The following is an 11,679-nucleotide window of genomic DNA, read 5'->3' on the forward strand; positions in this document are numbered from 1 at the left end:
GCGTCGACGGACAGATCCACAAAAAGACAACCGCAAACGGCGTCCGTGTAATTTCGAGTCACGCCGGCACCAGAGCCGAATCCATCATCTCTGTGGAGTTTCTCGACACCGTGCGGGCCAGCTGGTTTGATTATGCCGCGTTGAGTTCCGGGGTCGCCACCTCCTCGTCGGTGGTGGTGAGGAGTTTCATGGAGTGCTCGGAGAAGTAGCGGCGGTCGGCGCCGTCCCATTCATCGTGCTGCTCGATCAGGACGTGGCCCGCCAGGCGCAGGAGCGCGGCGGGGTTCGGGAACGTGCCGACGACGTCGGTGCGGCGTTTGATCTCTTTGTTGACGCGTTCCAAAGGGTTCGTGGACCAGATCTGTCGCCAGTGCTGCTGCGGGAACCCGCAGAACGCGAGGATGTCATTCTTCGCGTCTTCGAGCATGTCCGCGATCCTTGGGTGTGACCGTGTCAGCATGCGCACGACCTCGTGGAACTGCGCGAAGACGTGCTCGGTGTCCGACTGCGCGAAGATCGTGCGGATGATGGACGCGACCATCGGTCCTGATGTTCTCGGAACATTCGAGAGCACGTTGCGCATGAAGTGCACCTTATGCCGATGTTCGGATTATGCCGATGTGGGCGATGGATCCCTTCTTTGGCGCGGGTCCTGTGCTGGCAAGGTCGGCATAATCCTGTGATCTGATCGATGCTCTTCTCATCTGTTCTTTGAGAGAGGAGAAGTCATGGTCAAGGTGTTGCGTTCGTTCGTGCGTGGCCCACTGGAGCGGTTCGCCGCGGGGTTCGCAGAGGAGTTGCTTCTGCAGGGTTACGCGCAGAGCTCCGCGGATCAGCATGTGTGTTTTGTTGCTCATCTGGATCGCTGGATGCTTGGTGAGGGTGTCGGCGTGGACGGGTTGACCGCGCCGGTGTTGCGACGATATCTCGAGCAGCGGCGCACGGCTGGGTATCGGCAATACCTGTCGATGAAGGCGCTTGCGCCGTTGCTCATCTATCTGACGCCGATGGGAGTCCTGCCAGTTGCGGAACCTGTTCTGCTGGGTCCGATCGAGGAGTTGCTGGCTAGTTACCGCCAGTATCTGCTTGTCGAGCGCGGTCTGACCGAGGGCACAGTGCGCGGCTACGTCGATAAAATGCGCCCGTTCGTTGCTACTCGCGTGCACGGCGACGTGCTTGATCTGGGCGGGATCACGGCGGCCGATGTCACCGGATACATACGAGCAGTCTGCCCGGGCCGGGCGCCGGGGACGGCGAAATTGATCGTCTGCGCGCTGCGTTCGTTGCTGCGATGGTTGCATCTGACCGGTCAGCTTCCGACGCCGCTCGACACCGCGGTGCCGGCGGTGGCCGGGTGGCGGCTGTCGAATCTCCCGAAAGGGTTGGAGCCTGCTCAGCTGGATCGGCTACTGGCCAGTTGTGACCGGTGCACTTCGACGGGCCGACGGGTTTACGCGGTGATGCTGTTGCTGTCGAGGCTGGGATTGCGCGCTGGTGAGGTCGCCCGGCTCGGGCTCGATGACATCGATTGGCGCCGCGGGGTGATCACCGTGATCGGGAAAGGCAACCGGGGTGAACGGCTGCCACTGCCAGACGACGTCGGAGAAGCGATCACTGCGTATCTGCAGGACGGCCGTCCGGCCGCGGCCGAAGGACGCTGCGTGTTCGTTCGAGTGCATGCGCCGATGCGGGAGTTGACTACCGGCGGGATCACGATGATTGTGTTCGATGGAGCGCGGCGCGCGGGGCTGGGGAAGATCCACGCGCACCGGCTGCGTCACACTGCCGCGACCGTCATGCTCCGCTCCGGCAGCTCGTTGCCGGAGATTGGCCAGGTGCTGCGACACCGGTCCCTGCTGAGCACGGCGATCTACGCGAAGGTTGACCGGGACGCGCTGAGCGTGCTCGCCAGAGCCTGACCGATCGTGACCCGGGATGGTGTCTCATGACCGGGCTACTGCGGGAGCATCTCGCTGACTACCTCACGCTGCGCCGCGCACTGGGTTACCGGCTGGAGCGTCCAGAGAAGCTGCTGAATCAATTCCTGGACCATCTTGAACACCTTGACGAGACGGTCATCACTGTCGCGGGCGCACTGGCCTGGGCACAGCTTCCCGCCAGTGGATCATCGAACTGGCGGGCCTATCGGCTTTGCGTGGTTCGTTGCTTCGCGACCTACCTACATGCGATCGACCCGGTCCACGAGGTCCCGGCCACCGGCCTCCTGGCACAACGACCGATCCGCGCCACTCCTTACCTATATTCCGACGTCGAGATCGCGGAGTTGATCGCGGCCGCCGTGATGTTACGCACTCCGCTGCGTCGCGCGACGATCGCGACGCTGATCGGGCTGCTCGCGGTGACCGGAATCCGGATCGGGGAAGCGATCAGACTGGATCGTCGCGACGTTGACCTTGCCGAGGGTCGCCTCACGATCCGGTTCGGGAAGTTCGGCAAGACCCGGGAGCTGGCCCTGCACCCCAGCACGATCGAGGCGTTGCGCGCCTACCGGCAACTGCGCGACAAGTCGGCACCCCCGACTGGGACGTCGGCATTCTTTGTCTCCACCGCTGGGACTCGGCTGATCTACTGCAACGTTCACAACACATTCCACCGGCTCGTCAAACAGATCGGTCTGATGCAACGGGCAGCGTCATGCCGTCCTCGTATCCATGATCTGCGACACACCTTCGCGGTCCGGACGATGCTTGATGCCTACGCGGCCGGTGAAGACGGGCAGGTCCGGCTGACGCTGCTGTCCACCTGGCTCGGCCACGTTCGTCCCCGGCACACCTACTGGTATCTGTCCGCAGCGCCGGAGCTGATGGCGTTGGCCGGGCGACGGCTCGAAGCGCACCTGACCGGCGAATCGGGGGCCCAGTGATGAGCGCGCTGGCCCCCACCTTGCAGGCGTTCTTTACGGACCGGCTGATCCGGCAACGCAATGCGAGCGATCACACTATAGCCGCCTACCGCGACACCATACGGTTGCTGCTCGGCTACGTCACCGCCCGCACCCACGTCCCACCGTCCCGGTTGGATATCGGCGAGCTTGATGCGCCGATGATCGGCGGGTTCTTGGACCATCTCGAGCAGGAGCGCGGCAACAGTGTCCGCACCCGCAACGCCAGGCTGTCCGCGATCCACTCGCTATTCCGGTTCGCGGCCCTCGCCCATCCCGAACATGCCGACAGCATCGCCCGCGTGCTCGCTATTCCACCCAAACGGTTCGACCGGGCGTTGATCAACTACCTCACTGAAGATGAGGTCGATGCGCTGCTGGCAGCCTGCGATACCGGCACCTGGACCGGCAGGCGCGACCACGCGCTTCTGCTGTTGGCCGTCCAGACCGGGCTGCGAGTCTCGGAACTGATCGGTCTCACCCCAGCCGACCTGGACCTCGGCGCCGCCGCACACGTCGCCTGTCATGGCAAGGGCCGCAAGGACCGGATCACCCCGCTCACACGCGCCACGACCGCCGTCCTGCGCGACTGGATCACCGAACAGCACGGCCAGCCAGACGCCGCGTTGTTCCCAACGCGTCGTGGCAACCGACTCAGCCGCGATGCGATCGAGCACCGTCTCGCGCACTACACCACAAAAGCGAGCACCGCCTGCCCATCGCTGCGAGGCAAAAAGATCACGGCACACGTGCTGCGACACACCACCGCGATGCGGCTGCTGCACGCCGGCGTCGACACCAGCGTGATCGCGCTCTGGCTCGGACACGTCAACATCGACACCACACAGATCTACCTGCACGCCGACATGACATTGAAAGAGAACGCACTCGCTCGAACCAGCACACCCGACGGACGAGACACCCAATATCGGCCGCCCGACAACCTGATCGCCTGGCTCGAAGCACTCTGATTATGCCGACCTTGCCAGCACAGGACCCGCGCCAAAGAAGGGATCCATCGCCCACATCGGCATAATCCGAACATCGGCATAATGCACTCGACAACGCTGCCATGCGGAGCCAGCGAAGACGGTCTCGATCGCGGAGATCAGACCAGTGTGAGCGTCGCTGATGACGAGCTTCACCCCGCCGAGCCCGCGGGCCTTCAACGAACGCAGGAAACTCGTCCAGAACGGCTGCGACTCGGTCTCGCCGACTTCGAAGCCCAGCACCTCGCGCCGCCCGTCCGCGGCGACACCGATCGCGACGACAACGGCCTGGGACTCGACCCGCCGGCCGACGCGGGCTTTGCAGTGAGTCGCGTCGAGGAACACATACGTGTACGCGGTGTCGGCCAGCGGTCGGTCACGGAATGCCGCAACGTCCTCGTCAAGGTTCGCGCAGATTCGTGACATCTCGGACTTCGAGATGCCGGTGTCCGCGCCGAGCGCCTTCACAAGGTCATCGACCTTCCTCGTTGAGACGCCGTGAACATAGGCCTCCATCACGACCGCGAACAGGGCCTGATCGACGCGGCGGCGTCGTTCCAACAACGACGGGAAGAATGACCCCTGTCGAAGCTTCGGGATCCGCAGATCCAGTTCCCCCGCGGTCGTAGTCAGAGTTCGCGGGCGAGTGCCGTTGCGTTGCGTTGTTCGTTCCGGAGTTCGTTCGAACGGTCCGGCGCCGATGAACGCGGCCGCTTCCGCATCGATCAGCTCCTGATAGAGCGTTTCGGTCGCGACCCGGATCCGGTCGGTGACATCGGTGAGTTTCAGTTCCCCGAGGAGCTCGAGGAGGGCAGACTGGTCAAGAGCCATCGTGCTTTGTGTCCTTACGTTGAGATTCCTAGACAGTTCTCACTGGCCATCGCACGATGGCTCACCCACGTCTACGACGCAGGCGACCTCATCGGAATCTCCACCACTCCACGGGACGTCACCCTCGTAGAAGCGCCAGCAATACGCTAGGAAGGCCTGAGATCCCCTAACGGCCGCTGTTCTGCGCCATCAGCAACCACCGGATGCATGTGTCGGTGGTTGCCATCCTCTTGGTGCGCCCGTCGCCCTTCACGCCCATTGTGCACTGGTTGTGCGTGGCTGACGTCGCCTGCTCCGGCGCTCCGCATTCCTTGCCCTAAGAAGGATCACGGCTGAGACCGGCCCGATCACGATGAACTTGAGCGCGTTCCAGATGCAGACAAGGGCAACGACGTAGAGCCAGCGGGACGCTCCCCCGTCGATCAGAGCTGTGCAGATGCTCGCGGCGAAGAGATACGGGACGGCGAGAAGCATCGCAGGCACGCCCCACTTGAGCCCGCGGCGGGTGCGAATCACGTCGAGCAGGATGTTCGTGGGCATGTACCTGCGCATGAAGTTGCGGAGGTGGATGCTGATAACCCAGATGATTCGAAGCAAAACAACGGTCCTCTCGTGGCTCGGCAACGTTGAACCTTGGAGGACTGCCCTGGGCCGTCATGCCATCGCGCGGGCGATGGCGAACATTGAGTGTGTCGCCTGTTGCCAAGGGTACGCCGAACCAACGACATAGGAAAGGGCGCGACGAGACTCACTTAAAGTGCCCGCGAAGCGCGAGTCGTGCCTCACGTGAGAATGCCCGCGAAATTCGTGGGGGCGTGATGATGGGGCATGGGATGTGAGTTGAGTGTGGCCACTCGGGTCGAGATCACGCAGAAGTATGCTCGCGCGTATGCGCGGGCGTCGAAGAGGGTTCGCGGTGGGTTGCTTGACGAGGTCGTCGCGGTGACGGGCTGGTCGCGCGATAATGCCAGGCGTCGTCTGTCCGCAGCGGCGAAGCCGGGCCCGCGGTCGGTGAGGAAGTCGCGGGCGCCGAGGCCGCGGAAGTTCTCGTATGACGCGACGAAGACGCTGCAGCGGGTGTGGGCGTTCAGCGGCGGGCAGTGCGGGAAGTATCTCGCGGCCGTGATGGAGATTCTCCTGGCCGCACTGGAGCGCCATGGCGAGCTCGTATTCGGGAGGAGCCGCTACTCGGCCGAGGTTCGGGAGGAACTGCTGGGAATGTCGGCGGCGACGATCGACCGCTACCTCGCGCCGGCGAAGGCGAAAGACTCGTTGCGGGGCATTTCGACGACGAAACCGTCGCCGCTGCTGCGGAACTCGATCACCGTCCGCAAGGCCGGTGATGAGGTCGAAGATACGCCGGGGTTCTTCGAGGGCGACACGGTCGCGCACTGCGGGCCGACACTGAAAGGCGAGTTCTGCCGGACACTGAACCTGACAGATATGCGCACGGGGCGGACGTTCCCGCGCTCGACGCGCAATAACGCCCACGTCCACATCCTCGCCGCGCTCACTCTCGCCGTCGAGACGATCCCGTTCGAGGTCACCGGGCTGGACTTCGACAACGGCGGCGAGTTCATCAACTACGACGTGATCGATTGGGCTGCGAACCGGAAGATCTTCTTCACCCGGTCCAGGCCCTACAAGAAGAATGACCAGGCTACGATCGAGTCCAAGAACAACCACCTCGTCCGCCGCTACGGCTTCTACTGGCGCTACGAGAACGCTGACGCACTCATGGTCTTGAACCGGCTCTGGCCCGTCGTGAACGACCGGTTGAACTACTTCACCCCGACGAAGAAGCCCATCGACTGGAAGACCGACAAGATCGGCCGCCGCTGCCGCATCTATGACAAGCCGAGAACACCGTTCCAGCGGCTCCTCGATGCCGGTGTCCTCTCGCCCGTCCAGGAACGCGAGTTGCTCGAGTATCGCGACAAGCTCAACCCGGCCGAGCTCGCCCGCCGCATCCAGTCCCTTCAGGACCGGCTCGTCGCGATCGCCAAGCGCGCAACCCTGGACCTCGAAGCCACCCTCGCGAAACCACTCCCCGATACCGCACGCGGCGTCACACTCCGCAAAGCGAGCTGAACTGACCCTCGGATTTCGCGGGCATTCTCAACTGAGGCACGGAGAAGATCTCGCGGGCATATTGACATGAGGCACTTCGGGGCGGATCTGTGCACCTTCACGGTGATGACTGCTGTGAAGGAGCCCTACGATGACTTCCCTCTCTTCCCTCGGACACGACGAGCGAAGCGCGCGTACCGTTCTCTCGCTCGTGGCTGCACCGAATGATCCGTCGACGGGTCTTCTCCTCGGCCAAGTCGGTGCCGTAGAACTGCTCCGCTTCGCTGATGCTGACGGCACCGTGCCCGGCCTCGACCAAATCGCAGCGGCAGTATGGCGCGAACGCTTGCACACTGTGAGCAGCGCCGACACCTTGGCCACACAGATGGCGACCTTCGAGCGACAAGGCCTCCGGGTCCTGATTCCGGGTGAGAAGGATTGGCCAGTCGCCCTCAACGATCTCAGAGCACGCACACCATATGCACTTTGGACGCGTGGCGAGACTGCGCTGCTGGCCAAGCCTCTCGCCGACCGCATCACGCTGACCGGTGCGCGCGCCTCCACCGCGTATGGGGACCACATGGCGATTGAACTCGCCAGTGACCTCGCGCTCAGTGGCCGTGTCGTTGTCGCTGGCGGTGCCTACGGTATCGAAGCAGTCGCACACCGGTCGGCATTGGCGACCGGTGGAAGAACGATTGCAGTCCTCGCGGGTGGGGTCGATCGCGCATACCCTGCTGGACACGCGGATCTGTTTGCGCGTATTGAGCAACGAGGTCTCCTCGTTTCTGAGGTTGCACCGGGTGTTGCACCAACGCGGCAGCGCTTTCTCGATCGTGGCCGGATTATGGCCGCGCTCTCCTCGACGACGGTGATCGTTGAGGCGGGGGCGCGGTCAGGATCGCTGCGTGTCGCCGACGAAGCGGTGGAGCTTGGGCGCTCAGTCGGTGCGGTTCCTGGGCCCGTGACGAGTGCCGCCAGCTATGGCTCCAACATCCTTATTCAAGACAGACGCGCCCGTTTGCTCACAGGTTCCGGAGACGTTCTTCGACTCGCTGACGAGGACAAGAGCAACGACCGCAACGCGGAGCTATCACGAGCATTTCGCATCGCTGCAGCGTGTGATCGTCGCTCACCCGATTCACGCGGCCTGTAATCGCCCATCTTCCTCAGCGCGGCTTCTTGGCGGTACGAGCGTGTACCGGCGTGACTGGGCAGCGGTCAGAGCACCCGCCCCTCCGAAGTCCGCTCAGACGGCTCACGATGGGACTGCACAACCTTGGCCGCGGCGCTCAAACGGCGGATCTCGGTGAGTGCTGCTTCGGCCCTTGCGTGATCGATTCGCTGCGCCGTGGCTTCGGGTCGGAGCCCAAGCGGGCTCGGCGTCGTGACGGCGTATCGGTCGCGATACGCGGCGATCGTCCGCGCCGCCAACTGCCACCTCTCACGCCCCGATGCAGTAGCGGGAGCTTCACCGAGTGACGCGATCCATTGCGCATCATCTGCGATGGCTTTGCCGAGCACTGCGTCGGCTCGCTGCGTGATGAGGTCACGACGTTCATCGAGCGCCTGACGCATGTCATCAGCGACCGACCCCATCGCTTCGGGCACGAGCCCGGCAATGAGCCTGGCCACTTTCCGTGAACGCCCCGATCCAGCGGGCTGAGCAGTCGCCGCTATCAGTCGGTGACGGATGACCGCAGCGATGTCGTCCGCATCCCCAAAGCCGCGCGCACGGACAAGACGCGGGAGCACACTGGCCAGGTCATGATGGTTGGCTTCAGCTCGGCGCAGCTCTGCGGTCAAAGGGCCGAACGCATCCGAGCCAATGACCTCATCCATTTCTTCGGTAGTGAGGCCGGATGCCCGAACCAGGGCGGCCCACCGATCGCGTTGCGCTGCCGCAGCGATCGTCTCGTACTCGGCGGCGAGCTGTGCAATCGTTCCCCAGACCTCTTGTTCGACGGCAATCGTTTCATGCGCGGAGAGTTCCGCGCCGACGTGCTGGAGCACGCCGCCGAGAACACTGCGGCCGGTGACTTCATTGTTCTCACCGGGATGCCGACCATCGTGGGAAGTGTCGGGCGTATCGACGGCCACGTAGGCGATATTGGCGTCACGTCCCCGCGTCATCGCCACGTAGAGCGTCTCCCTGGTCATGGCCGCGTCGACGAGCACGTGGGCAGTATCGGTGGTGAGGCCTTGCGCGCGGAAGGATGTCACGGCGTAGCCGAGTTCGACGTACTCAGCTACATAGTCGGCTGGCAGAAGAACGCTGGTCCCCCAGGAACTTCCAGCCCGTCGAACCAGCATCGATCCATCGCGTCGAACATCGACGACGCTCCAGCGATCCCCGTTGCGCACCCAGCCTCGCCCTGCCAGCAGGCGGCGGTCATTGCGGCGAGTGATGACGATATCTCCGCACGCCGCATGGGTTCCATCGTGCAGCTCTGATTCGCGCGTCCCGCTGACAGTTCCGTCGAGGATGAGATCGGTCCGCGCGCGGTTATTGAGCGCGGTCACGGATTCGTTGGAGTCGGAGACGAGAACCGTTGCGCGCCCCGCGACGAGATCGGTGCGCCATGCGGCGTAAGCCGCATCGATCATGCTTTCGGTGTCACCGTCAACGATTCGATTGCACGCGTCGTAGGTGTCGATAACTTCGGCGTGACCGTGGCGAAGATCGAGAGACGCACGCTTTTCCCAGTCGTGCGTGAAGCGGTGAACGTCGACGAGTTCGGGCACGTCATCGCGGTCGTGGGTGAGTAGTCCGAATGCACCGCCCGCGTCGACCGCCTGGAGCTGTGCGTAGTCGCCGACCAGGAGCATCTTTGCCCCAGCCTCAGCAGCGAGCTGGGCGATCCGGTCCAGCGACAGCGTCCCCGCGAGTGACGCCTCGTCAACGATGACGAGCTGGCCCGACTGAAAGGTCTCACCTTCTCGCAGGTGATTCTGCCACCACTTCGCCGTGTTCTCGGTTGCGATACCGAGATCCTCGGCGAGCACTTGTGCCGCACTCGACGAGGGCGCAAGCCCGACGACGGATCCTTGACCGTGTTCCTTTTCCCATGCCCGGCGTAGTGCGTTCATGGCGGTCGTTTTCCCGGCGCCAGCCGGGCCGACGAGCAGATCAACGACACGACCGGAGACAGCGATCTTCGTCAGCGCAGACGCTTGGTCTTCCCCGAGCACCAACCCCTCGCGGTCAGGCTTCCGCGTGACACGTTCAACCGTGGCCAGTGGGATCGTCGGCCCCGTCGTTGTGTGCGCGAGTTGAAGCAGGCGCTCCTCGGCGTCGAGCAACTCACCAGACGAGAACACCGTGGAGTTCTTCGGCCGAAACACCGAAGATTCATCGCTCCTGCGAAAGACGGCAGGGCTGGATGCCAGTTCGGGCGGCGTGAGTCGAATCGACACAGCCTCAGCAGCATCCACAACCATGCCGATGATCGCTTCACGATCGCGGGTGCTCGCGAAACGGTACCCCATCGTTTGCCGGGCAGCTTCGGCAGTGAGATTCCACCGGCGCCAGGTCGAACGCTTCTCCCCGACCGTGCCCACGACGCTCTCCCCCAGCCCACGAACGACGTCAAGCGGCAAGTCATCCGCGCGAAGAAGCAACGGCGCGTTATTCGTTGTGACCTCACGTGCCCAGCCTGTTGCATCACCACCAAGGATGTTGCCCGCCCGCTGCCTCCACTGAGTGGTGAGTTCAGCCAGCGAATGGATCTCCTTCTCCGGTCTTGTCGCGAGCGTCGCCTGGGCACGTAGTTTGATGATCGTCGCGCTGGAGGGTTGCCTGCCGTGCTTCTCCATGTACGCAGCGATGAGACGATCCTTCTCCTCATTGATGTAGCGCGAACGCGACGAGAACTCGGACACGAGTTTTTCAGGGACCTTAGCGATGGCCCATGCCGCGTTGCGGTCCCGTCCGCGATCACGCGTTTCCCACTCAACGCCGAAGAGCCGCGTGAGGTGATCCGCGAACACCGCTTCGTGGAACTCAGAGAGCGCCACCGTCGCAGCGTGGAGAGGGCGCCCATCCAAGCTTCGCCACTTGTTGTCAAGCACCGTCTGCACCTTGTTGCTGATAACGACGTGCGTGTGCAGATGCGGGTCGCCCGAGCGTGAGTCGTAATGGTCATACGCTGTCGCAATCAACCCACGCACGTCGACCTGCGCAACGGCACCATCCCCAGGGGTTGCACCGGCACGAGTGGTTGCAACCTCGCGCTCCATGAACGCAACCACCTCTGCAACCGCCGCATGGTGTGCGTTGACGACGAGAGATTGCGTCCCTGCGTCAGCAACTGCCCACAGCACGGAGGCGGACTTCGGGATGGAGAAGGTGAAGTCATACCCGGCCACTGCTCGTCGAGTGCCACGCTCGGATTCCTCCGCCTCGATCGCCGCGACTGCTCGGGCCCGAGCGGTAGGACCCAGCTCCGGATCGAGCGCACTGACTCGCTCACCAACCCGCTCAGCCGCCGATTTGTAAGCCGGGTACGCGCGCCCAAGCGGCTCGCCCGTGACAGGATCACGACCCATGCCAATCAGCAGCTGAAGCTGCGCCTCGGTGACCTCATCACCTTCGTGGATCTGCCCGCTTCCAAGGGCTGTGAGGCCACTGCCCATCCATCGCCCCGGCGGTGTGCCGTCTGCGTTGTAGTACCTCGTCAACGGGGTCGAAAGGTCCCGATCGCCGTCACCAGCAGCCACCGTGCGCAGCAGATACTTGTAGCCGTCGCCCGCCGACATCACACGCATCGACACCGTCACCGCAGCTCACCTTCCCTCCATTAAGGAGGAGGTAAACAAGCAGGAGCGGAGACTTCAGAAATCACACGCGAGTTGTCGCGACCTCGATCTGCAAGACGCGTGGGAGTT

7 protein-coding genes and 2 pseudogenes are annotated in these 11,679 nt (G+C 63.5%); 5 read left to right on the forward strand and 4 right to left on the reverse strand.

Annotation, left to right across the window (positions count from 1 at the left end; translation table 11 throughout):
* Positions 1-130 precede the first annotated feature (130 nt).
* Positions 131-601: pseudogene (locus tag AB0O87_RS15055) on the reverse strand (transposase); the annotation flags it as partial.
* Between the two features lie 127 nt (positions 602-728).
* On the opposite strand from AB0O87_RS15055, the gene AB0O87_RS15060 reads away from it, so the two are divergent.
* From AB0O87_RS15060 to AB0O87_RS15070, 3 genes are read left to right on the forward strand one after another with little or no spacing between them, the layout of a single operon-like run.
* Entirely contained in the window at positions 729-1,919 is a 1,191-nt protein-coding gene (locus tag AB0O87_RS15060; protein ID WP_363517684.1) for a tyrosine-type recombinase/integrase, read from the forward strand.
* Positions 1,920-1,945: 26 nt separating this feature from the next.
* The gene (locus AB0O87_RS15065) at positions 1,946-2,884 is read left to right on the forward strand and encodes a tyrosine-type recombinase/integrase (protein ID WP_363517687.1); all 939 of its coding nucleotides are present in this window, start codon (positions 1,946-1,948) and stop codon (positions 2,882-2,884) included.
* Positions 2,884-3,873 carry a tyrosine-type recombinase/integrase gene (locus tag AB0O87_RS15070; RefSeq protein WP_363517690.1) on the forward strand — a complete coding sequence of 330 codons (990 nt, stop codon included), beginning with the start codon at positions 2,884-2,886 and terminating at the stop codon, positions 3,871-3,873. Before AB0O87_RS15065 ends, AB0O87_RS15070 begins: the two co-directional genes overlap by 1 nt.
* A gap of 78 nt (positions 3,874-3,951) precedes the next feature.
* Here the strand turns inward: AB0O87_RS15070 and AB0O87_RS15075 are convergent.
* Together AB0O87_RS15075 and AB0O87_RS15080 are read right to left on the reverse strand one after the other, a co-directional pair.
* Positions 3,952-4,722: pseudogene (locus tag AB0O87_RS15075) on the reverse strand (IS256 family transposase); the annotation flags it as partial.
* A 249-nt stretch (positions 4,723-4,971) separates the two neighbouring features.
* Positions 4,972-5,262 carry a sulfate permease gene (locus AB0O87_RS15080; RefSeq protein ID WP_327036970.1) on the reverse strand — a complete coding sequence of 97 codons (291 nt, stop codon included), beginning with the start codon at positions 5,260-5,262 and terminating at the stop codon, positions 4,972-4,974.
* A gap of 381 nt (positions 5,263-5,643) precedes the next feature.
* Here AB0O87_RS15080 and AB0O87_RS15085 point away from each other — a divergent pair, with 381 nt between their 5' ends.
* Both AB0O87_RS15085 and AB0O87_RS15090 read left to right on the forward strand, forming a co-directional pair.
* Positions 5,644-6,813 carry a transposase family protein gene (locus AB0O87_RS15085; RefSeq protein ID WP_363517695.1) on the forward strand — a complete coding sequence of 390 codons (1,170 nt, stop codon included), beginning with the start codon at positions 5,644-5,646 and terminating at the stop codon, positions 6,811-6,813.
* A 130-nt stretch (positions 6,814-6,943) separates the two neighbouring features.
* Entirely contained in the window at positions 6,944-7,948 is a 1,005-nt protein-coding gene (locus AB0O87_RS15090) for a DNA-processing protein DprA (RefSeq protein WP_363517698.1), read from the forward strand.
* Positions 7,949-8,013: 65 nt separating this feature from the next.
* Here AB0O87_RS15090 and mobF read toward each other — a convergent pair whose 3' ends face one another.
* On the reverse strand, positions 8,014-11,571 hold the full coding sequence (gene mobF / locus AB0O87_RS15095; RefSeq protein ID WP_363517700.1) for a MobF family relaxase: 3,558 nt from the start codon (positions 11,569-11,571) through the stop codon (positions 8,014-8,016).
* Positions 11,572-11,679 lie beyond the last annotated feature (108 nt).

The organism is Microbacterium sp. NPDC076768, assembly GCF_040687205.1.
In the GTDB taxonomy this organism is placed as follows: domain Bacteria; phylum Actinomycetota; class Actinomycetes; order Actinomycetales; family Microbacteriaceae; genus Microbacterium.